Source organism: Labrys sp. LIt4, assembly GCF_017813775.1.
Lineage (GTDB): Bacteria > Pseudomonadota > Alphaproteobacteria > Rhizobiales > Labraceae > Labrys > Labrys okinawensis_A.
This window is the reverse complement of sequence record NZ_JAGIPY010000010.1, coordinates 114,817-136,780: the sequence shown is the minus strand read 5'-3', so window position 1 is coordinate 136,780 and position 21,964 is coordinate 114,817. Positions and strand designations below refer to the sequence as shown.

Sequence of the window (21,964 nt, the reverse complement as noted above, 5' to 3'; positions counted from 1 at the left end):
CACAGTGTCAATCGGCCCTTATAGTGGCCATCCCCCTTTCGACTGCGGCTGCAACAATCAAAGACACCCGCGCCTCACCACCTTGCTTGAGCACAATCAGGGAGATCGTTTCGAGCCCGGCGGAGATCGAAGCATTTGCCCTTGCGGTTGAGAAACTTTCGCGGCCTTTGGGATTGTCCAGGTTGAGCCGGGAGGTTCCTTGAATGATCAAGCTTTTGACGGAGGCTGAAGCCGCCAAACTCCTGCGCTGCACTCGCTCGAAAATCAAACAGCTTGTGCGCGAGGGCAAGCTACCACATCTGCCCGGGCCTCCGGTGCTCATCGACGAGGCGGACCTAGAGGCTTATGTGCAGAATGAAAAGCGCATTGTGCCGGGCTCGGGCGGGCTGACTAAGGCCAAGTACGACGAGGTCTGCAAACTCGCCAGGAGGGTATGGCTCCAGCACAGATTTGCCCGGAAGGCGCGCGGGAAGTGACCTGGCCACCGCTCAGTCAGATCTGCAGATCCGGCGCGGTTCTCCTGATCGTGTCAGCGACGAAGGACGGCGCCAAGTGCGCATAGTGCCGATCGACCATTCTCGTATCTGCATGCCCAAGTGCTTCGGCGACCACGATGAGCGGTGCCCCTGCCCTCACCATCGTACTGGCGTATGAGTGCCGGAGCTCGTGCAGGGAGATCCTTTCGAGCTTGGCCGTCGCGACCGCAGCCTTAAAGGGGCGTTGATAGGTCGCTGCCTTCCACACCTGCCCCCCGCGCGTCAGCAGCGGCTCATCCCCTGCCCTCTTGTCGATGCAGCGCTCGAACAGAGACACGCCGCCGGCCGTCAGCGGGATATGGCGCGCCTTGCCGCTTTTGCTCTCTGCGACAAACACGGATCCGTTCGCCTGGTCGAAATCGCGGACCTTGAGACGGGCCAGTTCGCCAAAGCGGGCGCCCGTCATGAGAGCGGCAGCAACGAGCGTCCGCAGATCGCCCTCGGCCGCCTCGAGCAACGCTTGCTGCTCAGCGGTCGACAGGAAGCGAACCCGGGCCGACGTCGTGCCGCGATAGGGAAGGACCAACCGCCAGGCCGTGTCGTCCTGGACGAGCCTTTCGCGGAAGGCCCAATTGAGGGCGGATTTCAAAGTCGTGAGCGTCCGGTTTGCCGTATCGCGCCTGCGGCGTAGTGTCTCAGGGTCCGACAGGTCGACCTTTTGGATATTGGTTTTGTCGGCCTTCTTGCTGGTCCGGCGCAGTTTGGTGTCGGACACCAGGCTATCGCGCCACTGGCGAACTTTCTCGACGGTCAACTGCGTGACGAGCATTTTGCCCAGCGTCGGCCGGATATGCGTCCTTGCCCGGGACTTGGCGTCGTAGAGCGATTTCATTCCCTCCGCGCCGCGCGCCACAAGGTACTTATCTATTATATCGTTGACCGTCGGCTGGCCGGCCGGCGCCGCCCCAATCACCTGGAGCGTTTTCACCCACGCCCGGGCCGCGTCCTTCGCCTGTTCGGATGAAAGAATGTCTTGCCCGTTGGGCGCATGGACGTCGTCCGCCCGGCCAAGCTTCGTCTGAACGCGCTTGCCGTCCGGACCGCGAGAAGCCGCCAGCCACGTCCCGCCCTTCCCGGTCGTGCCGCGCCCGCGGCGATACCCGAGGCGCACGCCAGGGCTGATCACCTCCCATTCGGGAGCGTCTGAGGTGGCCAAGCCGGCGCGGCTGGTTCGGCTTGCAAGCTGGCTACGGCGGCGCGCCATGTGAGGGCTCTTGATTTTCGTTGCTCGTTTCGTTGCTATCTATCGCACGAAACGAGCTGACACAATAGGAGAAATTGCTGGATAACTTATTGAAATATCGTGAGTATCAGGATGCGTCATTATAGTTCACAAGGTGTCAGTTAACGCCCTCTCACGGCGAAAACAGGGGTTCGAGTCCCCTTGGGAGCGCCATTCGCTTTTCAGGCGCTTAAACAACCATTCCCACATATCGGCTGATCTACGGCGCTTGCCGCTGATTCACGCGCCAAACGAAAAGCGCCGCGGTTTCCCACGGCGCCCGGCAGATTTTCGTCAGGGACGGGAAGCGGCCGACGCGTCAGCGCATGCCGACCAGACGCTTGGGCGTACGATATTCCACCACCACGGCCCGCGGCGCGACAGCCGCGCGGGGGGACTTCGCGATCGGCAGGCTGAGACGGCGCTCGACCGGCTTCACCGACCGCTTGGCAACCGCACGCACTTCCTCGACGCCGACACCGAGCAGCGATGCGGCGATCTCGACCTGCTGGTCGAAGTCGTCATTGAGACACTCGGCGGCGAACAAGGCTTCCTCGATGGTCGGAAGGGCCTGCTTGACGCGCCTGCTGCCGAATTTGGTGTTCCAGGTCTCGCTCACGGATCTATGCCTTCTCTTTCACTTGCCGCCACCATAGCAGGATTCGCGCGATGTTGCAGTGCAACAAAGGCTGAGCAGCTATGCGTTGCAATTCCGGCAAATGTTGGGATCGCCGCGCCAGAACACCTTCTGCCGCTTATGACGGGTGGCCGGGGCTGCCGCCCCCGGCATGCCCGCCGACCTTCCGGCCTGGATCAGCAATAGTTTCCAGCCAAACAAGTACCCTGCCTCCCTACCTTACCCTGATCAACATTCCATGCATGGTTAGGTTATGAACCGGCCTGGCACCTGGGGTATGACGCTTCAAATACCTTTGCGTAAGAAATACCCATAAAGAATAAATTACCCAATGGAATTCCAGGAAATCACCTCCCTAAATCGTCTAATCCTGACAATTCTAAGTCCGCCATTTCCATAGCGACTGCTGTCAGAACACCTGACGCTATCTGATCGCAATGCGATACACTGCGTTAGACTGCGATGCAAAAACGCAACAGACTGGCTGGTTTCCAAAGGATGAGCTCTGAACATGCTTAATAACCCTTCACTTTTCGGCTGTCGCAGCGCTATGATGCCTCCGATTAGACGCCGCGTTGATCCCACCTTCGAGTAACGGTTCGATATTTGTCATGACATCACGTTTCCCGCGCCTGGCACTGGTGCTGTTCATCCTGCTTGCTGCCTTCTCCACGCAGACGGCGGCCGCCCAGACCGCCCCGGCGAAGCAGGGACCCGAAGTCATCGGCGACGTCGTCGGCCTGACGCCGGCCGTGCACGGCTCAATGTCCGGGCGCCTCGAAATCGGTTCCAGCGTGCATCAGGGCGAGAAGATCGTCACCGGCCCGAGCGGCGTGATCGAATTGCGCTTTCTCGACAACACCCATCTGATGCTCGGCTCGAAATCATCGGTGACACTCGACAGCTTCGTCTATGCCGGCAATGGCAAGGCCAAGTCGGTCGTGCTGCAGTTCGCCAAGGGTGCCTTCCGCTTCGCCACCGGCGATTCGGCCAAGAGCGCCTACAAGATCCATGCCCCCCAGGCTTCGATCGGCGTGCGCGGCACCAAATTCCAAGTCGATTCGCGCACCCCCACCAGCGCCATCACGCTCTATGAGGGCAAGACCTTCATCTGCCCGCCTCGGCGCCCCATTCGCTACTGCAAGCTGGTCAAGCCGGGCGAAACCGCGCTGGTCGGCGAGGATCGCGTCATCCGTATCGTGCCTGCCGCGAGTTCCCCGACGGAGCATTGCACGGGCACCCCCAATTCCAAGATCTGCGACACCTTCGGCGGCAAATAACGGCCTCCAAGCAAACGCAACACCTCCTTGGCGGGCCCCTTCTGGGGCCCGTCCCGTTTCGCGCCCGGGATTTCAGAACTTCTTGCTGAGGAATTTCGAGCCACTCCAGCCGAAGCGCCAGGGCCGCTCGACCGCCTTGCTGATTCCGATGCGGGGTCCTGTGGCGATGGGCGGCTCATGGGCCCGCCGCAGGAGCTCAAAGGGTGGCTGCGTCAGCGCCAGCCCATTCTGGCTGCCGGTCAGCCCCAGGGCCTGGCAGAGCCGCCCCGGTCCGGAGCACAGCAGGGCCGGGTTGGCGAGCCCCCTCCTCTGCGCCATCCGCTCCAATCCGGCCACCGGCTCGAGCGCCCTCAGCAGCACCGCGCTGGCGCGCCCGGGTTCTCCGGAGACGATGTTGGCGCACCAGTGCATGCCATAGGACAAATAGATGTAGATATGGCCCGGTGGGCCGAACATCACGGCGTTGCGCGGCGTCGGCCCGCGGAAGGTGTGGGAGGCCGGATCGTCGCGATCATAGGCTTCGGTCTCGACGATGACGCCCCCGACGCCATCGACCAGGAGCGTCATGCCAATCAGATCTCTGGCAACGGCGAGAACGTCGCGGCGGTAGAACGCGGGGGGAGCGTGGGCCTGGGAGGAATCGAGCATTCTCGGATTTGAAAGATTATTGGGCTCTTTTGCGGGTTTTTGCGCGAAATTCTCGGTCAAATTAATCTATTGTCACGAAATCGGCTCGGTTTGAAGCGTCGCGGCATTGACAGGCGATAATCCCTGTTTAGCTTGCGGGCGCAGTAGAAGTTAGGAACTTTTTGATGAACGACGCTTTCGACCGGCGGCTTTTCCTCAAGGGAGCCGTAAGTCTCTCGACCCTGATGGCACTGGGCCTTCCCACCGCAGCATTTGCCGATGAAGGCGTGCTGACCTTCGGTCCGCCTGCGCCCTTTTCCTTCGAGGGCCTGATCGAACGCGCCAAGAAGCTGGCGACCGAGGCCTATGTTCCGACCGAAAAGCCGGCGCCGGACATCACCTCCAAGCTGACCTATGAAGAGCTCGGCAAGATCAAGTTCAAGACCGAGGACGCCCTGTGGGCCAACGGCCCGGCGCCCTTCCCGGTCACCTTCTTCCATCTCGGCACCTTCTTCCAGAAGAAGGTCACCATCAACGTGGTCGAAGGCAAGAACGCCAGCGAGATCATCTACCGCAAGGCCTCTTTCGACATGCCGCCGGACAGCCCGGCACAGGCCATGCCCGACGGTGTCGGTTTTGCCGGTTTCCGTTTCCAGGAGCCGCGCAACGGGCCGGTCGACTGGAAGAAGAATGACTGGGTCGCCTTTCTCGGCGCCTCCTATTTCCGCGCCATCGGCGAGCTCTACCAATATGGCCTGTCGGCCCGCGGCCTCGCCGTCAATGCGGCTGACCCTAACCCGCCCCACCAGGAAGAATTCCCCGATTTCAAGGAGTTCTGGCTGGAAGCCGTCCCCGGCTCCGCCGACCAGGTCAAGGTCTATGCCCTCCTGGACGGCCCTTCCGTCGCCGGCGCCTTCTCCTTCCTGATGACCCGTGCCAAGGCCGTGCTGATGGATATCGAGGCGCAGGTCTTCACCCGCAACGACATCAACCGCTTCGGCCTGACGCCGCTGACCTCGATGTACTGGTTCTCCGAGACGGCCAAGCAGACCGCGATCGACTGGCGTCCGGAGGTGCACGATTCCGACGGCCTGGCGATGTGGACGGGCGGCGGCGAGCATATCTGGCGCCCACTCAACAACGTGCCGGCCACCACGACTTCGACCTTCACCGACGCCAACCCGCGCGGCTTCGGCCTCCTGCAGCGCGACCGTCTGTTCGACCACTATCTCGACGGCGTCAAATATGATCTGCGCCCCTCGCTTTGGGTGGAGCCGCTGGCGCCGTTCGGCGAAGGCACCGTCCAGCTCATCGAGATCCCCACCAATGACGAGATCCACGACAATGTCGTGGCGATGTGGGTGCCGAAGGATCCCGTCAAGGCGGGCCAGCAATTCACGCTGAAATATCGCCTGCATTGGGCCGCGGACGAGCCCTTCCCCACCAATCTCGCCCGCGTGGTGGCGACGAGGCTGGGCAATGGCGGCCATCCAGGCACGCAGCGGCCGGTGGGCCTGCGCAAATTCGTGATCGAGTTCCTGGGCGACCCGCTCAAGGACCTGCCCTATGGCGTCAAGCCTGAGCCGATCATCACCACCTCGCGCGGCGAATTGTCCTACATCTTCACCGAAGCGGTACCCGACGGCATCAACGGCCATTGGCGCGCCCAGTTCGACCTGCACGCCACCGGACCGGAGCCGGTGGAAATGCGCTGTTATCTCAAGCTCGGCGACAAGGTGCTGAGCGAAACGTGGCTCTATCAGTATCATCCGTTCGCATAGCGCCGGATGGTCTGAGACATCACGCTTCGGCGATCCGGGGGTACTGCGCCCCGGAAATCCACGGCGGAAATGACGAGATCCTGCCGTGCCCGCCACAGGGCCCGGCGCCAAGGCTCCGCCTTGGGGGAGAACAAGGACATGGCCACCTTTATCCTGATACCCGGAGGCTGGCAGGGCGGCTGGGTCTACCAGAGGGTGGCGGAGATCCTGATCGCGCACGGGCACAAGGCGGCGCCGGTCACGCTTTCGGGCCTCGGCGATGTTCCCGCCCCCACGGCCAATCTCGAGACTCACATCGGCGAGGTCGTTCATGCCGTGGGATCTCTCGGGGACGATCTCGTCCTTGTCGGGCAATCCTATGGCGGCATGCTCGTGAGCGGCGCGGCTGATGCTGCGCCATCACAGATCCGGGCATTGGTCTATGTAGACGCTTATGTGCCGGATACCGGCGACTCCGTCTGGTCGCTGACGACGCGGCGTTTTCGGGATCTCTTCATCGCTGGCGCGAAGGCTGACGGACTGACCTGCGCACCGCCCGCCTCCATGGATCCCCGCTGCAGGCCGCATCCGATCGGAACGTTTCTCCAGTCCATCAGTCTCGGCGGGCGTTGGCGTGAGGTGCCGCGCAAGACCTTCATCGGCGCATTTGGGTGGGAAGGCAGCCCGTTCCTCGACCTCCACCGGCGCCTCAGCAGCGAACCGGAATGGTCGACCTTTGCTTTCGATTGCGGACACAATGTCGCGCGGCTGAAGCCCGAAGCGCTCGCCGAAATCTTGCTGGCCCAGGTTTGAGCACCAGGGACCACGATTCGCCCGTTCGCGGCCTTTGCATAAAATGCGCCATGCGGTGAAGCGCAGAACGATGCGCTGCCTTCCCAAAGCCGACGTCTTGCTCTAGACACCCCTTTTACCGAAGGGAGTCCCGATGCCATCCAGCACTACGGCTGGGCAGGCCGTACCTGTCGCCATCATCATGGGAAGTCAGTCCGATTGGGCCACGATGCGCCATGCAGCGCAGACCCTGGATACGCTCGGCATCGGTTATGAAGCTCGCATCGTCTCGGCTCACCGCACGCCGGACCGCCTCTACGACTTTGCCAAATCGGCCAAGGCGCAGGGCTTCAAGCTGATCATCGCCGGCGCTGGCGGCGCGGCCCACCTGCCTGGCATGGCCGCGGCGCTCACGCCCCTGCCCGTCTTCGGCGTTCCTGTCGAATCCAAGGCGCTTTCGGGCGTCGACAGCCTGCATTCCATCGTGCAGATGCCGGCCGGCATACCCGTCGGCACCCTGGCGATCGGCCGGGCCGGCGCCGTCAATGCCGCCTTGCTCGCCGCTGCGGTGCTCGCCCTCGGCGATGAGGCCTTGGCGACGCGGCTCGAACGCTGGCGCGCCGCCCAGACGGCTGCGGTCGCCGATCATCCCGTTTCCGACGACACGGTGAAGGCATGAGCCAAGGACTGCACACGCCGCGCGTTGCGCCGGGCGGAACGCTCGGCATTCTAGGCGGCGGCCAGCTCGGCCGCATGCTGGCCCTGGCAGCTGGCCAGCTCGGCATACGCTGCCATATCTATTGCCCCGATGATACCAGCCCGGCCTTCCAGGTCGCCGACCGCTTCACCTGCGCGGCCTATGAGGACGAAGCGGCGCTTGCGGTGTTCGCTCAGAGCGTGGACGCCATCACCTACGAGTTCGAGAACATCCCTGCCGCAACGGCAGCCATCCTCTCCGCGGCCCGGCCCGTCCTCCCTGCGGTGCGGGCGCTGGAAACCACCGCGGACCGCCTGACGGAAAAGAGCTTCGTGCGCTCGCTCGGCATCGGTACCGCCGAATTCCGGGCCGTCGACAGCCATGCCGACCTTGCCTCCGCGGTTGCAGCCCTGGGCCGGCCCAGCGTGCTCAAGACCCGGCGCTTCGGCTATGACGGCAAGGGCCAGACCATCATCCGGCCCGGCAGCGACCTGTCGGAGGCGCTGGCGCGCATGGGCGGCCAGCCCGCCATCCTGGAAGCCTTCGTTCCCTTCGAGGCGGAAGTGTCGGTCATCGCCGTCCGCGCCGACGACGGGACCGTTCGTACCTATGACCTCACCGAGAATTTGCACCACGATCATATTCTCGACCAGTCGATCGTGCCTTCGCACTTTTCATCCCTGGTCGAGGTCGAGGCCCGCGCCATCGCCGCCCGGATCATCGCCGCGCTCGACTATGTCGGCGTGCTCGCCGTCGAGATGTTCGTGACATCGGACCGCCAGGTCCTGGTCAACGAGATCGCTCCGCGCGTGCACAATTCCGGACACTGGACGCAGAACGCCTGCCTGGTCAGCCAGTTCGAGAACCACGTGCGCGCGGTCTGCGGCTGGCCGCTCGGCTCCACCGAGCGCCATTCCGACGCCGTGATGACCAATCTGATCGGCGACAGCGTGCATTCCTGGCAGGGTCTGGCCGCCGAGCCGAATGCCTCGGTGCATCTCTACGGCAAGCGCGAGGCGCGTCCCGGCCGGAAAATGGGCCATGTCACACGCATCAGCCCGAGATCTCGCTAATCCATGCTAATCAATATGGACAGCGGCCATCCCTTCTGTTATGACGCCGCTTCCAAATTCGGCGGTGCCTTGGCACCGGGGTTTCCTGTTGCCAAGCCGCCGCAGCGATTCACACCAGGATAATAGGACAGCACGCGTGCAGGTTCTCGTTCGCGATAACAATGTTGATCAGGCGCTGAAGGCGCTCAAGAAGAAGATGCAGCGTGAAGGCATCTTCCGTGAGATGAAGCTGCGCGGCCACTACGAGAAGCCGTCCGAGAAGCGCGCCCGCGAGGCTGCCGAAGCCGTTCGCCGCGCCCGCAAGCTGGCTCGCAAGAAGCTGCAGCGCGAAGGCCTGATTCCCGCAACGCCCCGCGTTGTGAAGAAGTAAGTCGGATTTTCCGACCAAACGACTGGTTGGGACGAACGCCCGGGCAATTTGGCCGGGCGTTTGTGTTTGTGCTGCCGCTTGACGGGAGTCTCCGGGAATCGCCAGGACGCGTTCGAACAAGAGGGTGGAGCCGGTCGTCAACCGGCAGGATGGGCGGAAAGGTTTTACTTTCCGGCAAGGTTAATCCGGCAGATTGCTCCCCGTATCGCTTTTTCCACTCTGCCCGGACCATCATGGCTCAGTTTCCGTCTTGCCCCCACCGCGCCTGGCCGCAAGGCCGAGCACAGGCATTGCGGGCGCCGGGATGGGGCCGGTAGGATGGGCAGCAGTTGGATCACGGCCAGATTTGCGGCCTCCTTGTAAAATCGTCTCGATGGACCCGGACCGACAAGATGACACTTTCCACGACAATCACGGCAGAACCCCCACCCAGAAGCTCCATTTCCCGTATCGCCGCCCTCCTGATGCTGGGCGTTGCGGGCTTCGGCCTGGTCGGCTGCGCCTCCACCGGCGGCGGTGGCGATGACGGCGATGCCAGCAGCCGGCAGGTCTCCTCGGCCGATATCGGTTCGCTTTCCTCGGTAATCGAAAAGAACCCCAACGATCCCGAAGCCTGGAACATGCGCGGTTCGGCCTATGCGCGTTCCAACCAGTACGGACCGGCCATCTCCGACTTCAACCGCGCGCTGCAGATCGATCCGAACTTCGTGCAGGCGCTCGCCAACCGCGCTCTGGTCTACCGCAAGACCGGTCAGACCGGCCAGGCCCTTGCCGACTACAATCAGGTGATCACCAACGATCCCAACTATGCGCCCGCCTATGTCGGCCGCGGCAACATCTACCGCCTGCAGGGCCAGACCCAGCAGGCCATGGCCGACTACGACAAGGCCATCAAGATCAAGCCCGAAACGGCGGAGGCCTATTACAATCGCGGCCTGATCCGTCAGGCCGGAGGCAATCACGAGGTGGCGATCGACGACTTCACCTCGGCGATTTCCAACGATCCGCGCGCGGAGGCCCCCTATTATTCTCGTGGCAGCTCCTATCTGCAGTTGCAGAAATACAAGGAGGCGCTGTCCGACTTCGACCAGGCCCTGCAGATCAACAACCGCAACGCCGCCTCCTGGGCCGGCCGCGGTTATGCCCAGGCCGGCTTGAACGACACCCAGAAGGCGCGCGAAAGCTTCCAGCGCGCCCTGGCGATCGATTCGAGCAATGCCGCGGCCAAGAGCGGCCTCAGCCGCCTCGGCGGCGGCGCCTGAGCGCGGACGCGGACTTAAACCGCGTCGAATGGGACACAGCGATCCTTCCCCGACTTCGGGGAAGGTGTCGTTTTGCGGAAATGGTGGAATGAGAGAGCGGCGCTGCTTGGGACCGTCGGGAATTTCGTGTCCGGCAGGCGTTTGACCTATGCGGCCCTGACTTTGATGAGGCGCCCGTCGAATTGCCGGTAGATGGCATGACGACGGCGGGTCTTAGACAATCGCCATTCGATGCAGCTTTATACCCAGGCGACGTTCGTCCGAATTGATGCCCTGTTGCTTGGGGCTGAGCGCGGCATCGATGCCGATCGAAATTTCCAGCGTCGAACCAATCGGAGCCGGCGGCAGGGCAATCTGCAATTCGCGTCTTTCAGCGGTTGCCAAGATGATTTTTTCCGTGAACCCGGCAGGGTGAGAAGAAATAGTCAGCTCCTGTTGGCGGTTCGCATCTGGTGCGAACGCGCTGAGTGTCAGAACCAGTGTCGATGCCATCCCGTCATTGCAGGCAGGCATCTGAAGAACGGCCAATGTGCCGTCGCTCCGGACGCCGTCCGGCTCCGTTCCACTCCAGCCGAACACGCAGTAAGGTTGGATATTCGTCGTTGTTTCGCCGCGCGAAAGCGGCGAAGGGAGAATGGCCGTCGCAGGTCGCGGAAGCCCCCAACTCGCCCCGAAAAGACGACGCAACGGGGAAGCTGGGGAAGCACGACTTGGCATCTGGACTGCCTGATCGAGCAGTTCCCCCCAGAAGGAAGCGCTCGAAGCCCGGCCATCGATGCGCTGAAACGGGCCAATCACGCCGGGCTCGACAAACTCCACATCGGGGCTGATCAGCCGGACGCCTGGCTTGTCGAAATACAGGGCTTCCGTCGCCACACTCGATGAAAGAGTGACGACAGCTCCAACCCACGGAGCTGCCATCAAGGCGTAGATGTTGTCGCGCGTGAAGCGGCTTTTGGGCAAGGCGCGATGAAGCGTGACAAGATCGGGATTTCCAGGCGCGTAGGGATGCGGCTTCAGCAGAATTTGGCGCCCGGCCGCGATCTCGTTCACTTGATCGACAAAAGGCGCTGCGCCTTGAATGCGGCTCCCTGCAATCAGGCTGCTGTCATCGGGGACCTGCCCTGCGAACACGATTGCCTCTGACTGGACGGGCAGCGGCTGCATTCGGGCCTTGAGTTCTGCTGCGCCGGCAACGACCTGTTCGGGGGGAGCGGATCGTTCGGCAAGCAGGGCCTGGAGCGCGGAATCGTTGCTGCGCATGCGCAGGAACAAATCCGCACAGAAGCGAATGGGATCGATCGAGATATCGATCAGTCTTTGTCCGTGGGCATTGAGAGCGCGGATGAGATTGGGGGGCATCTCGAATCCCAGCACCAGATCAAATGTCCGAAGCCGCTCAAGCATCGGCATGATGAGGTTGACCACGTCTGGATGGGAAAAGACATGCGCCCATCCGCTCTTGTCCGGCGGCCAACCATGGCGTGCTGCGAGTTCCTCGAGCAGGGAAGGTTCGCCATTCGCCAGGATTGAGACACGCTCGACCTCGACTCGAAGCGGTCTCAAAATCTGGAGGAATCTATTGTGGAACCAGTGACCAATGACAGGATCCGCTTCGGGCATGCCGAGCACGCTGGAGCGAAAGATATCGTGGATGGTGGCTACTCTCATCGGTTCACATCGGTTGAATCGAGGGATGCACTATGGCCTGGATCTGCACGGGACATCTGCAGTCTGTCGACCGATACAGTATAGTCACGCCCGCTCCGCCGTTCCCAGAGCACAAAGATGGCAAGCGGCTCCCAGAGCCAGGGAAAGACAACCGCATTCCATCTTCCGAGCGGCAGGAAGAATCACACTTTGGGGCTTACATCCCACGGCATCGATCCAATATAAGGCTGAGCGAATGCGGCCGGGACGAATGCGCCCCCGGCTGCACGCCTATCCGTTTTTCAAGAGCGCGCCCGCGCTCCGGAGATTGCCATGGCCGATACGATTGCTTCGCAGGATAAGACCTCCGACAAAATTCCCGTCACCGTTCTCACCGGCTATCTCGGCGCCGGCAAGACCACGCTGCTGAACCGCATCCTGACCGAACCGCACGGCCAGCGCTTCGCCGTCATCGTCAACGAGTTCGGCGAGATCGGCATCGACAACGACCTCATCGTCGATGCCGACGAAGAAGTTTTCGAAATGAACAATGGCTGCGTGTGCTGCACCGTGCGCGGCGACCTCATCCGCATCATCGATGGCCTCCTCAAGCGCAAGGGCAAGTTCGACGCCATCCTGGTGGAGACCACGGGCCTGGCCGATCCGGCCCCGGTGGCGCAGACCTTCTTCGTCGACCAGGATGTCGCCGAGAAGACCCGCCTCGACGCCGTGGTCACCGTGGCCGACGCCAAATGGCTGAAAGATCGCCTCAAGGACGCCCCCGAGGCCAAGAACCAGATCGCCTTCGCCGACGTGATCGTGCTGAACAAGACCGACCTCGTCACCGCACCCGAACTGCATGAGGTCGAGATGCGCATCCGCGCGCTCAACCCCTATGCCAAGCTCCATAAGGCGACGCGCTCCAATGTGGCGATCGCAGACGTGCTCGGCCGCAATGCCTTCGATCTCGACCGCATCCTCGACCTCGAGCCGGCCTTCCTCGAAGTCGACGAGCACGACCATGACCATGATCACGACCATCATCATGGCCATGATCATCACCACCACGATCACGGCCTGAAGCACTATCACGACGAGACCATGCAGTCCCTGTCGCTGAAGATCGACGGCGATGTCGACCCGGCCAAGTTCATGCCCTGGATCGACCGCATCGCCCAAAGCGAGGGACCGAATCTCCTGCGCTGGAAAGGCATTCTCGCCTTCAAGGACGAGCCGCGCCGCTTCGTGCTGCAGGGCGTGCACATGATCGTGGACGGTGACCTCCAGCGCGAATGGAGACCCGACGAGAAGCGCGAGTCTCGCCTGGTGTTCATCGGGCACCATCTCAACCGGGACGAGCTCGAAAAGGGTTTCCGCGCCTGCGCAGCGTAGGGAGGAGATTGCACCCCTCATCCGGCTTCCGCCACCTTCTCCCGCAAGGAGAGAAGGGATTTCAATGGGATGTGTCGAGCCGAATCAAACTCCTTCTCCCCTTGCGGGTGTCGTCAACTCACTTGAGTTGACTAGAGGTCCCGGCAGGGGGATGAGGGGTGAATCGCCGCGCACCCCCAGAACATCCCCGCCTCTTGTCTATGAGCCCCGCCTTGAACACCACTTCCTTCCCCTCTTTGTCCGAAAGCGTCACCCCGATCGAGGCTGGCAGCCATGTGCTGGCCTGCCATTGGCTGGGCCGCACGCCGGTCTTCGCTTTGGCCGATGGCACGGTGCTCAGGGCGGAGATCGGCGAAGAAAAGCGCGATGCCCTGTTCGGTGATGCGGGCCTGCTCGCCGTCACCGCCAACGCCAGCACGCTCGTCGCCGGCGGCGACGATGGACGTATCATGGCCCTCTCCGCCAATGGCGAGATCAGCCAGATCGGCGAGGCTGGCAACAAATGGATCGACGCGGTGGCGGTCTCGGCGGGCGGCGCGACAGCCTGGTCGGCCGGCAAGGCCGTCTATGCCCGTGACGAAAAGGGCAATGTGAAGCAGTGGACGGCGCCTTCCAGCGTGCGGGGCCTGGCCTTCATGCCCAAGGGCTACCGCCTCGCCATCGCCCATTACAACGGCGTGTCGGCCTGGTTCCCCAATTCGAGCGCCGCGCCCGAATTCTATGAATGGAAGGGCAGCCACCTCGACATCACGATTTCGCCGGACAACCGCTTCATCGTCACGTCCATGCAGGAAAACACCCTCCATGGCTGGACGGTCGCCGAAAAGAAGCACATGCGCATGTCGGGCTACCCTTCCAAGACGCGCTCCTTCTCCTGGTCGCATGACGGCAACTGGCTGGCGACCTCGGGTGCCGATGCCGGCATCGTCTGGCCCTTCCAGAGCAAGGACGGCCCGATGGGCAAGGCGCCGCGCGAATGCGGCATTCGCCACGCCAAGGTTACGCGGGTCGCCTTCCATCCCAAGGCACTGGTGCTGGCGCTCGGCTACGAGGATGGCTGCGTGCTGCTCTGCCGGCTGACCGACGCCTCCGAGATCCTGGTCCGCCGCGCGGTGCCGGGCTCGGGCATCACGGCGCTGGCCTGGGACAAGAACGGCGCCCAGCTTGCTCTCGGCGCCGAGGATGGCGCCGCCGGCATCCTCACCTTGCCCGGAGCCGCCTGAGGCGATGTTCGGCCTGTTCCGCAAATCCAGCCAGGCCGAGCGCGACAGGGCCGCCGCCATCAAGCAGATGGTTCGGGAGATCCTCGCACTCGGCGAGGAGACCACCATCTCCGTCAGCGAAATCCAGTGCGGCGATGCCGCCTGCCCGGGGACCGAGACGGTGATCCTGGTGATGCAGCCGGGCGTCAAGACCAGGGCCTACAAGGTGCTGGCGCCGCTGCTGGAGGTCGAGCGCGCCGAGGTCGAACAGGCGCTGGCCGGGTAGCGCTTGAGGTCCCTGGAACTACAGGTGCCGGGGCAGGATATCCGCTGGGAGCGCCGCGCTCATGCCTTTGCCGCCACCACCTCCACCTCGACCTTGAACGCCTCCCGTGTGAAGCCGGAGACGATCATCAGGGTGGAGGCCGGCGGCGGATCGGCGACCACGGCGTCGCGGGCCTTCATGTAGCCGGCCATATGTTCGCGGCCGGTGACATAGGCATTGATCCTGACGATGTCAGCGAGCCCCATGCCGGCTTCCGCCAGGATGGCTTCGATGGCCTTGAAGATCAGCCTGGCCTGCGCCTCGGCGCCCTCCGGGATGGCCTCGTCCGGGCCGATGCCGAGCTGGCCGGAACAAAAGACCAGGCGGGCGCCGGCCGGCACCTCCATGGCGTGGCTGTAGCGGGCGAAGGGCGCGCGCAGCGCGGGCGGCGTGATGGCGCGAAGCATGGCGGGGAAGGATCTCTTCGAAAATCTCGTCGGCGCAAAATTAATCGTGATTACGACTTGTGCAAGTATGAATTGGCGCTAACAATCGGGCCTCGGCGTTACGGCCTTTCAATACCGGCGCCTCGCAAGACGAACCCGAACTGAGGCGACAGGAATGAACAGCATGCTCAAGACCGCCGTGCTTGCAGCGACGGCAGTGGTTTTTGCCGGCTTGAACGGCGCCTATGCCGAGGACCTCGTGAAGGTTCGCTTCGGCACCAACTGGCTGGCCCAGGGTGAGCATGGCGGCTACTACCAGGCGGTGGCGGACGGCACCTATAAGAAGTTCGGCCTCGACGTCGAAATCGTGCAGGGCGGCCCCACCGCCAACAACGCCACAGCTCTGGTCGCCGGCAAGAACGATTTCTACATGGGCGGCAATCTGGTCGAGGTCTTTTCCGCCGCCAAGGAGGGCATTCCCCTCGTCGCGGTGGCGGCCACCTTCCAGAAGGACCCGCAGATCCTGATGACGCATCCCGGCGTCGGCCTCGACAGCTGGGAAGATCTGAAGAAGGCTAAAACCATCTTCATCGGCCCCGATTTCCAGGCCACCGGCTATGCCTGGATGAAGGCGGCCTTCGGCTTCACCGACGAGGTCGTCAAGCCCTACGACTTCAACCCCGGCCCCTTCATCGCCGACAAGGGTTCGGTCCAGCAGGGCTATGTGGCGTCCGAGCCGCTCCAGGTGGAAAAAGGCGGCGGCTTCAAGCCCAATGTCTTCCTGATCGCCGACCAGGGCTGGAACACCTATTCGACCCTGATCGTCACCCGTCAGGACATCATCGACAGCAAGCCCGACGTGGTGCAGAAATTCGTCGATGCCTCGGCGATCGGCTGGGCCACCTATCTCTATGGCGACAACAAGCTCGGCAATGCGGCGATCCAGAAGGACAATCCCGACATGACCGACGAGAACCTCGCCTTCGCCGTCAAGCAGATGAAGGCCTATGGCATCGTCATGTCGGGTGACGCCGAGAAGAGCGGCATCGGCGCCATGACCGACGAGCACATGAAGTCCTTCTTCGACAAGATGGTCGCGGTCGGCCTCTACAAGCCCGATTTCGATTTCAAGAAGGCCTACACGCTGAAATTCGTGAACAAGAATGTCGGCTCCGACCTGATCAAGAAGTGAGTATTGTGGACTGTATCTCATCGGCCGGGTGGAAGCGCTCTGTTTTGCTGGGGCAGCGCTACCTTTACTGTGAAAATCCGTCTCGCGAGGGCGACCCACCGATCGGATATGCCGGAGGCCCGTCTTGAACCCTCCTGCCCGCCCGACCGTCGTCTCGCTGCGCGACGTGGGCAAGACGTTCTCCTCGGGCACCACCGCGCTCCAGCATCTCGATCTCGACATCCGCCAGGGTGAGATCCTCTCTCTGCTGGGGCCGTCGGGCTGCGGCAAGTCGACGGCCCTGCGCATCATCGCCGGGCTTGGCGAGGCCTCCAGCGGCAATGTGGCCTGGGCGGGTGGCGGCATGGATCACTCCCGCGACGTCGGCTTCGTCTTCCAGGAACCGACGCTGATGCCCTGGGCCAGCGTGTTCGACAATGTCTGGCTGCCCTCACGGCTCAAGGGCGTGTCGCGAAAGGCTGCCCGCGATGCGGTGATGCAGGCCCTCGACAGCGTCGGCCTCACCGCCTTCGCGCAGGCCTATCCGCGCGAGCTCTCCGGCGGCATGCGCATGCGCGTCTCCATCGCCCGGGCCATGGTGACCCGCCCACGGCTCCTCCTCATGGACGAACCTTTCGCCGCGCTCGACGAGATCACCCGCCAGAAGCTCAACGACGACCTGATGCGCCTGCAGGCCGAACTCGGCTGGACGGTGGTGTTCGTCACCCATTCGGTGTTCGAAAGCGTCTATATTTCCGACCGCATCGTGGTGATGGCAGCCCGGCCGGGACGTGCTTTCGCCGAACTCATCATCGATGCCGAACGCCCGCGTGGCGCAGCCTTCCGCACCACGCCTGTTTATGTCGATTATTGCCGCCAGGCCTCCGCCGCGCTGACCTCGGCCATCGGCAGGGCCGCCGAGACCATCGACGGACATTGATCGCCAAGAATTTGGATCGCAAAGGTTGGATCGAGAGGACCGGGAACAGGATGAGCGCGATCAGTTCGGCGGACGATGCCACCACCCCTTCCGCACCATCCCGCCAGGGCCCGCCGGCCCTGCTGAAATGGCTGCTGCCATTCGCCTTTCTGGTGGTTGTGCTGGGACTTTGGGAATATTGCGTCGCCGCCGGCCTCACGCCGATGAAGGTCGTACCGGCTCCCAGCGAAATCTGGGCCGCCTTCTTCCGTGAATGGGAAACACTGGGGCCGGCCTGGCTCTTCACCCTGGAAGTGACCTTGAAAGGCTTCGTGCTCGCCGTGGCGGGCGGAGTTTGCCTGGCCATCCTGTTCTCGCTGTCGCGGCTGGTCGAATATACGCTCTACCCCTATGCCATCATCCTGCAGGTCACGCCGGTCCTGGCCCTGGCGCCGCTCTTGCTGGTGATCTTCTCGCAAGCCACCGTGCTCCTGATCTGCGTGTGGCTCGTCGCCTTCTTCCCGGTGCTGGCCAACACGCTGATCGGCCTGCGCTCGACCGACCATAACCTGCTCAATCTGTTCGAGCTCTACCGCGCTTCGTCCTGGCAGAAGCTGTGGCTGCTGCGGCTGCGCGGCGCGCTGCCTTACTTCCTCGGCGGCGTACGCATTGCCGGCGGCCTGTCGCTGATCGGCGCCGTGGTATCGGAGCTCGCCACCGGCGCGGGCGGCGCCCGCGGCGGGCTTGGTTATATCATCTATCTCGCGCCGCGCTATTTTGCCTATCCGCGGGCCTATGCCGCGCTGGTGCTGCTGTCGCTGAGCGGCATCGCCATCTTCCTCGCCCTGTCCTATCTGTCGCATCTCCTGCTGCACAAATGGCACGAGAGCGCGCTGAAGCGGGAAAACTGACCGTGTCCAAATCCGTCCAGACTGCCGCCAAGATCCCACCCGCTGGCCGCTGGGCGGTCGAGGCCAGCGTGCCGGCCTGCCTGGTGCCACAGAGGCTCGCCGGCATCGACCAGGACGGCCTGGCGCGCATATCCCTGACCGTCGCCGACGGACGCATCGAGGCGATCGAGGCCGTGACGGGCTCCTCCGATGCGCTCAGCACCGGCATGGTCTTTCCGAGCTTCGTGGAACTGCACACCCATCTCGACAAGGGCCATATCTGGCCGCGCCGCCGCAATCCCGACGGCACCTTCTTCGGCGCGCTCGACAATGTCACCCTGGACCGCGAGGCCCATTGGTCGGCCGCCGACGTCGCCGCCCGCATGGATTTCTCGCTGCGTTGCGCCTATGCGCATGGCACGTCCGCCATCCGCACCCATCTCGATTCGATCGGCAAGCAGATCGGCATCTCCTGGCCTGTCTTTGCCGAGATGCGCGAGAAATGGGCCGGCAGCATCGAGTTGCAGGCGGTGGCGCTGTTCTCCATCGAGCATGTGGCGGATCGTGCGCATATGTCCGAGATCGCCGCTGCCCTGCGCACGCATGACGGCATTCTGGGCGGCGTCACCTATATGGTGCCCGAACTCGACCAAGGCCTGGATACGCTGTTCCGTCTGGCCGCCGACAATGGCTTCGACCTCGATTTCCACGTCGACGAGACCCAGGACCCCACCGCCCGCTCCCTGCATCACATCGCCGAGGCGGCCTTGCGCCATCGTTTCGCCGGCCGGGTCACGGTCGGTCATTGCTGTTCCCTTGCCCGCCAGGAAGAAGACGAGATCAAGGCGACCATCGAGAAGGTGGCCGAGGCCGGCATCGCCGTGGTCTCCCTGCCGATGTGCAATCTCTATCTGCAGGACCGCGTTTCCGGCCGCACGCCCCGCTCGCGCGGGGTGACGCTGCTGCATGAATTGCAGGCCGCCGGCGTTGATGTCGCCGTCTCCTCGGACAATACCCGCGACCCCTTCTATGCCTATGGCGATCTCGATGCCCTCGAGGTCTTCCGCGAGGCTGTCAGGGTGGCCCATCTCGACCACCCCTTCGGCGACTGGCCCAAGGCGATTACGGCGACGCCAGCCTCGGTGATGGGCATCGATGCCGGCCGGCTGCGCGTCGGAGGGCCGGCCGATTTCGTGCTGTTCAAGGCCAGGAACTGGACGGAGCTACTGTCCCGGCCTCAGGCAGACCGCATCGTGGTGCGCAATGGCCGGGCCATCGATACCACTTTGCCCGATTATGAAGAGCTGGATGCGCTGCTGGGGGCGGGTCTTCAGACCCGCCTGCTTCCAACCACCCCTGATCGCTCGAATCGGCGGGTCTGAAGACCCGCCCCCCGAAAATCTCCGCCAGGTTCGATCGCATGACCGATATCGCCGCCCTCAAGGCCCGCCTGCCTGACATTCGCATCGAGGATCACCCGACCCTGGTCAGGCAGAAGAGCCGTGACTTCTTCTGGTATTCGCCGGTGCTCAAGCGCGAGCTCGACCACGTCACCGGCGATTGCGTCGTCTTCGTCAAATCCACGGACGATGTCGTCGCCACGCTCGCCGCCTGCTATGCGCTCGACATCCCGGTCACGCCCCGCGGCACCGGCACGGGCAATTACGGCCAGGCCATGCCGCTGTCGCGCGGGGCCGTGCTCGACCTGTCCTTCATGGACAAGATCGTCTCGATCGAACCGGGCGTGCTGGTCGCCGAGGCCGGCGCGGTGATGGCCGAGATCGACAAGCAGACTCAGGCTGATTCCGGCCAGGAATTGCGGCTGCACCCCTCGACGGCCAAAACCGCAACCATCGGCGGTTTCGTCGCCGGCGGCTCCGGCGGTGTCGGCTCGATCACCTGGGGCGGGCTGCGCGACTGGGGCAACGTCACCCGTCTCAAGGTGGTGACGATGGAGGCCAGCCCGCGCATCCTCGACCTCACCGGCGAGGATCTGCACAAGGTCAGCCATGCCTACGGCACCAATGGCATCATCACCGAAGTCGAGATGCCGCTGACCACAGCCTTCAAATGGATCGACGTGATCGTCGGCTTCGATACGCTCGCCGAGGCGGCTGCCTTCGCCAACGAGACGGGCGAGGCCGACGGCATCCTCAAGAAGCAGCTCGCCGTGGTCGCCGCGCCGGCCGCGCATGACTACTTCAACCGGCACCGGCGCTGGATCCCGCGCGACAAGCACGTGGTCTGCGCCATGATCGCCCCCCAGAACTACGATGCCTTCCTCACCATCACCCGCCGCCGAAGGGGCGCCCAGCTGCTGTTCTCGACGTCCGATATGAGCGAGGCGGACCGCAAGGGCCTGCCCGACATCTACGAACTCGGCTGGAACCACACCACGCTGCGCGCCCTCAAGATCGACCCCGCCATCACCTATCTGCAGACGCTCTATCCCTTCCCCAACCAGCTCGAACTCGTCTCCAAGATCCATGCCGTCTTCGGAGACGAGGTGGTGGCCCATCTCGAATTCGTGCGTTTCGACGGCAAGATCACCTGCTTCGGCCTGCCGCTCGTCAAGTTCACCACCGAGGCGCGGCTCGAGGAGATCATCCGCATCCATGAGGACATGGGTGCGCCGGTGTTCAATCCGCACCGCTATACGCTCGAGGAAGGCGGCATGAAGCAGACCGACGAGGCGCAGCTCGCCTTCAAGCGCGAGGCTGATCCCAAGGGCCTGCTCAATCCCGGCAAGATGATCGCCTGGGACGATCCCGATTATGATTATTCTTCGAACCGGACCTATCTGTTCCGGGGCATGCAAATGGAGGTCTGAGTATGTGTGGCGCTCATAATCAGGATGACACCAATCTGGCGACCGGAACGTTGCAGGTCGATGACGAGCGGGTGCGAATCACCCGCTACGACTTCCAGCCCGGCCAGGAAACGGGCTGGCACCGGCATGAATATCCCTATGCCGTGGTGCCGCTGGTCGACGGCACGCTGCGCATCGTCGACGCCCAAGGCGAAAAGCTGGTGCCGCTTTCCGCCGGCACATCCTATTCGCGCCCGGCTGGCGTCGAGCACAACGTCTTCAACGGCGGCCAGGCCCACATGGCCTTTGTCGAGGTCGAGATGAAGGGCTGATGCGGGTTCTCGTCCTCTTCTCGCATCCCTGCGAGGAATCCTTCGGCGCGGCGCTGCATGGCTGCGCCGTGGAGGCCTTGCGCAAGTCTGGTCACGAGGTCGATGATTGCGATCTCTATGCCGAAGGGTTTCAGCCCGTGCTCACGGCCGCCGAGCGGCGCACCTATCACGACACGGCGAAAAACCGCGACGGCGTGGCTGGCTATGTCGAGCGCCTGCAGCGCGCCGAGGTGCTGGTGATCGTCACGCCGATCTGGAACTATGGCTTTCCGGCCATCCTCAAGGGTTTCTTCGACCGGGTCTTCCTGCCTGGCGTGTCCTTCACCCTGGTCGACGGCAAGGTCCAGGGCAATTTGCACAACATCACCAAGGTCGTGGCGGTAACCACCTATGGCGGTTCGCATCTCAAGGCGTTCCTGATGAGCGATCCGCCGCGCCGCGTGGTTACCCGCATGCTGCGGGCGGCAGTGAAGCCCTTCGCGCGCTTTCACTATCTGGCCCATTACTCGATGAACCTGTCGACGGATCGTTCGCGCGCCGCCTTCCTGGCCAAGGTGGAGCGGACGCTGGCCAAGCTTTAAGAACTGCACCGGATAAGAAGTTTCTACCGGATTTCAGCGAAAAGCTTACGA

At 63.2% G+C, this 21,964-nt stretch carries 23 protein-coding genes and 1 tRNA gene; 19 read left to right on the top strand and 5 right to left on the bottom strand.

The genetic code is table 11. The annotated features are described in order from the left end of the window. The first annotated feature begins 203 nt into the window (after positions 1–203). Positions 204–476: a helix-turn-helix domain-containing protein gene (locus tag J8I29_RS19215; protein ID WP_245197151.1), complete on the top strand. Its 273-nt coding sequence runs from the start codon at positions 204–206 to the stop codon at positions 474–476. A 16-nt stretch (positions 477–492) separates the two neighbouring features. Here J8I29_RS19215 and J8I29_RS19210 read toward each other — a convergent pair whose 3' ends face one another. Further along, entirely contained in the window at positions 493–1,740 is a 1,248-nt protein-coding gene (locus J8I29_RS19210; RefSeq protein ID WP_209432888.1) for a site-specific integrase, read from the bottom strand. Positions 1,741–1,861: 121 nt separating this feature from the next. On the opposite strand from J8I29_RS19210, the gene J8I29_RS19205 reads away from it, so the two are divergent. Further along, positions 1,862–1,932, top strand: a tRNA-Glu gene (locus J8I29_RS19205). A gap of 145 nt (positions 1,933–2,077) precedes the next feature. Here J8I29_RS19205 and J8I29_RS19200 read toward each other — a convergent pair. Then, entirely contained in the window at positions 2,078–2,377 is a 300-nt protein-coding gene (locus J8I29_RS19200; RefSeq protein WP_068285434.1) for a hypothetical protein, read from the bottom strand. A gap of 629 nt (positions 2,378–3,006) precedes the next feature. On the opposite strand from J8I29_RS19200, the gene J8I29_RS19195 reads away from it, so the two are divergent. After that, on the top strand, positions 3,007–3,675 hold the full coding sequence (locus J8I29_RS19195; protein WP_105864975.1) for a FecR family protein: 669 nt from the start codon (positions 3,007–3,009) through the stop codon (positions 3,673–3,675). A gap of 72 nt (positions 3,676–3,747) precedes the next feature. On the opposite strand, the gene J8I29_RS19190 is transcribed toward J8I29_RS19195, so the two are convergent. Further along, on the bottom strand, positions 3,748–4,323 hold the full coding sequence (locus tag J8I29_RS19190) for a DNA-3-methyladenine glycosylase (RefSeq protein WP_209432887.1): 576 nt from the start codon (positions 4,321–4,323) through the stop codon (positions 3,748–3,750). A gap of 164 nt (positions 4,324–4,487) precedes the next feature. On the opposite strand from J8I29_RS19190, the gene J8I29_RS19185 reads away from it, so the two are divergent. The 6 genes from J8I29_RS19185 to J8I29_RS19160 all read left to right on the top strand — a co-directional run bounded on the left by J8I29_RS19185 (position 4,488) and on the right by J8I29_RS19160 (position 10,256). Further along, entirely contained in the window at positions 4,488–6,083 is a 1,596-nt protein-coding gene (locus tag J8I29_RS19185) for a glucan biosynthesis protein D (protein WP_105864973.1), read from the top strand. Positions 6,084–6,221: 138 nt separating this feature from the next. After that, positions 6,222–6,875: an alpha/beta hydrolase family protein gene (locus J8I29_RS19180; protein ID WP_245197150.1), complete on the top strand. Its 654-nt coding sequence runs from the start codon at positions 6,222–6,224 to the stop codon at positions 6,873–6,875. A gap of 133 nt (positions 6,876–7,008) precedes the next feature. Continuing rightward, positions 7,009–7,533, top strand: a complete 525-nt coding sequence (purE, locus tag J8I29_RS19175) for a 5-(carboxyamino)imidazole ribonucleotide mutase (RefSeq protein ID WP_105864971.1) — start codon at positions 7,009–7,011, stop codon at positions 7,531–7,533. Beyond that, positions 7,530–8,624, top strand: coding sequence for a 5-(carboxyamino)imidazole ribonucleotide synthase (locus J8I29_RS19170; protein ID WP_209432885.1), 1,095 nt, complete (start codon positions 7,530–7,532; stop codon positions 8,622–8,624). The genes purE and J8I29_RS19170 overlap by 4 nt, the downstream gene beginning before the upstream one ends. Positions 8,625–8,760: 136 nt before the next feature. Then, positions 8,761–8,994, top strand: a complete 234-nt coding sequence (rpsU, locus tag J8I29_RS30310) for a 30S ribosomal protein S21 (protein ID WP_068285423.1) — start codon at positions 8,761–8,763, stop codon at positions 8,992–8,994. 392 nt (positions 8,995–9,386) lie between these two features. After that, the gene (locus J8I29_RS19160) at positions 9,387–10,256 is read left to right on the top strand and encodes a tetratricopeptide repeat protein (protein ID WP_105864969.1); all 870 of its coding nucleotides are present in this window, start codon (positions 9,387–9,389) and stop codon (positions 10,254–10,256) included. Positions 10,257–10,469: 213 nt separating this feature from the next. Here the strand turns inward: J8I29_RS19160 and J8I29_RS19155 are convergent, their stop codons facing one another. Further along, positions 10,470–11,927 (bottom strand): hypothetical protein, encoded by a 1,458-nt coding sequence (locus J8I29_RS19155; protein ID WP_209432884.1) that lies wholly within the window; start codon positions 11,925–11,927, stop codon positions 10,470–10,472. A 312-nt stretch (positions 11,928–12,239) separates the two neighbouring features. On the opposite strand from J8I29_RS19155, the gene J8I29_RS19150 reads away from it, so the two are divergent. From J8I29_RS19150 to J8I29_RS19140, 3 genes are all read left to right on the top strand, one after another. Continuing rightward, entirely contained in the window at positions 12,240–13,298 is a 1,059-nt protein-coding gene (locus J8I29_RS19150; RefSeq protein WP_209432883.1) for a GTP-binding protein, read from the top strand. 200 nt (positions 13,299–13,498) lie between these two features. Beyond that, the gene (locus tag J8I29_RS19145) at positions 13,499–14,521 is read left to right on the top strand and encodes a hypothetical protein (protein ID WP_105864966.1); all 1,023 of its coding nucleotides are present in this window, start codon (positions 13,499–13,501) and stop codon (positions 14,519–14,521) included. A 4-nt stretch (positions 14,522–14,525) separates the two neighbouring features. Beyond that, the gene (locus tag J8I29_RS19140; protein WP_105864965.1) at positions 14,526–14,786 is read left to right on the top strand and encodes a hypothetical protein; all 261 of its coding nucleotides are present in this window, start codon (positions 14,526–14,528) and stop codon (positions 14,784–14,786) included. 59 nt (positions 14,787–14,845) lie between these two features. Here the strand turns inward: J8I29_RS19140 and J8I29_RS19135 are convergent, their stop codons facing one another. Next, the gene (locus J8I29_RS19135; RefSeq protein WP_209432882.1) at positions 14,846–15,232 is read right to left on the bottom strand and encodes a RidA family protein; all 387 of its coding nucleotides are present in this window, start codon (positions 15,230–15,232) and stop codon (positions 14,846–14,848) included. A gap of 154 nt (positions 15,233–15,386) precedes the next feature. Between J8I29_RS19135 and J8I29_RS19130 the strand changes: the two genes are divergently transcribed. From J8I29_RS19130 to J8I29_RS19100, 7 genes are all read left to right on the top strand, one after another. After that, a complete protein-coding gene (locus J8I29_RS19130; protein WP_105864963.1) occupies positions 15,387–16,403 on the top strand; it encodes an ABC transporter substrate-binding protein in 1,017 nt (338 codons plus the stop codon). Between the two features lie 124 nt (positions 16,404–16,527). Beyond that, on the top strand, positions 16,528–17,322 hold the full coding sequence (locus J8I29_RS19125) for an ABC transporter ATP-binding protein (RefSeq protein ID WP_245197149.1): 795 nt from the start codon (positions 16,528–16,530) through the stop codon (positions 17,320–17,322). Between the two features lie 50 nt (positions 17,323–17,372). Then, positions 17,373–18,212, top strand: coding sequence for an ABC transporter permease subunit (locus J8I29_RS19120; RefSeq protein WP_209432881.1), 840 nt, complete (start codon positions 17,373–17,375; stop codon positions 18,210–18,212). Between the two features lie 2 nt (positions 18,213–18,214). Next, entirely contained in the window at positions 18,215–19,573 is a 1,359-nt protein-coding gene (locus J8I29_RS19115; protein WP_348536083.1) for a cytosine deaminase, read from the top strand. A 38-nt stretch (positions 19,574–19,611) separates the two neighbouring features. Further along, positions 19,612–21,021, top strand: coding sequence for an FAD-binding oxidoreductase (locus J8I29_RS19110; RefSeq protein WP_105864960.1), 1,410 nt, complete (start codon positions 19,612–19,614; stop codon positions 21,019–21,021). Positions 21,022–21,023: 2 nt separating this feature from the next. Beyond that, positions 21,024–21,332, top strand: a complete 309-nt coding sequence (locus J8I29_RS19105) for a cupin domain-containing protein (protein WP_209432879.1) — start codon at positions 21,024–21,026, stop codon at positions 21,330–21,332. Continuing rightward, entirely contained in the window at positions 21,332–21,913 is a 582-nt protein-coding gene (locus tag J8I29_RS19100) for an NAD(P)H-dependent oxidoreductase (protein WP_105864958.1), read from the top strand. The genes J8I29_RS19105 and J8I29_RS19100 overlap by 1 nt, the downstream gene beginning before the upstream one ends. Positions 21,914–21,964: the final 51 nt, after the last annotated feature.

Excerpts from the sequence above, each read along its gene's own strand:
- J8I29_RS19215 (WP_245197151.1), top strand. The coding sequence starts at position 204 with ATGATCAAGCTTTTGACGGAGGCTGAAGCCGCCAAACTCCTGCGCTGC.
- J8I29_RS19210 (WP_209432888.1), bottom strand. The coding sequence starts at position 1,740 with ATGGCGCGCCGCCGTAGCCAGCTTGCAAGCCGAACCAGCCGCGCCGGC.
- J8I29_RS19195 (WP_105864975.1), top strand. The coding sequence starts at position 3,007 with ATGACATCACGTTTCCCGCGCCTGGCACTGGTGCTGTTCATCCTGCTT.
- J8I29_RS19190 (WP_209432887.1), bottom strand. The coding sequence starts at position 4,323 with ATGCTCGATTCCTCCCAGGCCCACGCTCCCCCCGCGTTCTACCGCCGC.
- J8I29_RS19185 (WP_105864973.1), top strand. The coding sequence starts at position 4,488 with ATGAACGACGCTTTCGACCGGCGGCTTTTCCTCAAGGGAGCCGTAAGT.
- J8I29_RS19180 (WP_245197150.1), top strand. The coding sequence starts at position 6,222 with ATGGCCACCTTTATCCTGATACCCGGAGGCTGGCAGGGCGGCTGGGTC.
- purE (WP_105864971.1), top strand. The coding sequence starts at position 7,009 with ATGCCATCCAGCACTACGGCTGGGCAGGCCGTACCTGTCGCCATCATC.
- J8I29_RS19170 (WP_209432885.1), top strand. The coding sequence starts at position 7,530 with ATGAGCCAAGGACTGCACACGCCGCGCGTTGCGCCGGGCGGAACGCTC.
- J8I29_RS19160 (WP_105864969.1), top strand. The coding sequence starts at position 9,387 with ATGACACTTTCCACGACAATCACGGCAGAACCCCCACCCAGAAGCTCC.
- J8I29_RS19155 (WP_209432884.1), bottom strand. The coding sequence starts at position 11,927 with ATGAGAGTAGCCACCATCCACGATATCTTTCGCTCCAGCGTGCTCGGC.
- J8I29_RS19150 (WP_209432883.1), top strand. The coding sequence starts at position 12,240 with ATGGCCGATACGATTGCTTCGCAGGATAAGACCTCCGACAAAATTCCC.
- J8I29_RS19145 (WP_105864966.1), top strand. The coding sequence starts at position 13,499 with ATGAGCCCCGCCTTGAACACCACTTCCTTCCCCTCTTTGTCCGAAAGC.
- J8I29_RS19140 (WP_105864965.1), top strand. The coding sequence starts at position 14,526 with ATGTTCGGCCTGTTCCGCAAATCCAGCCAGGCCGAGCGCGACAGGGCC.
- J8I29_RS19135 (WP_209432882.1), bottom strand. The coding sequence starts at position 15,232 with ATGCTTCGCGCCATCACGCCGCCCGCGCTGCGCGCGCCCTTCGCCCGC.
- J8I29_RS19130 (WP_105864963.1), top strand. The coding sequence starts at position 15,387 with ATGAACAGCATGCTCAAGACCGCCGTGCTTGCAGCGACGGCAGTGGTT.
- J8I29_RS19120 (WP_209432881.1), top strand. The coding sequence starts at position 17,373 with ATGAGCGCGATCAGTTCGGCGGACGATGCCACCACCCCTTCCGCACCA.
- J8I29_RS19110 (WP_105864960.1), top strand. The coding sequence starts at position 19,612 with ATGACCGATATCGCCGCCCTCAAGGCCCGCCTGCCTGACATTCGCATC.
- J8I29_RS19105 (WP_209432879.1), top strand. The coding sequence starts at position 21,024 with ATGTGTGGCGCTCATAATCAGGATGACACCAATCTGGCGACCGGAACG.
- J8I29_RS19100 (WP_105864958.1), top strand. The coding sequence starts at position 21,332 with ATGCGGGTTCTCGTCCTCTTCTCGCATCCCTGCGAGGAATCCTTCGGC.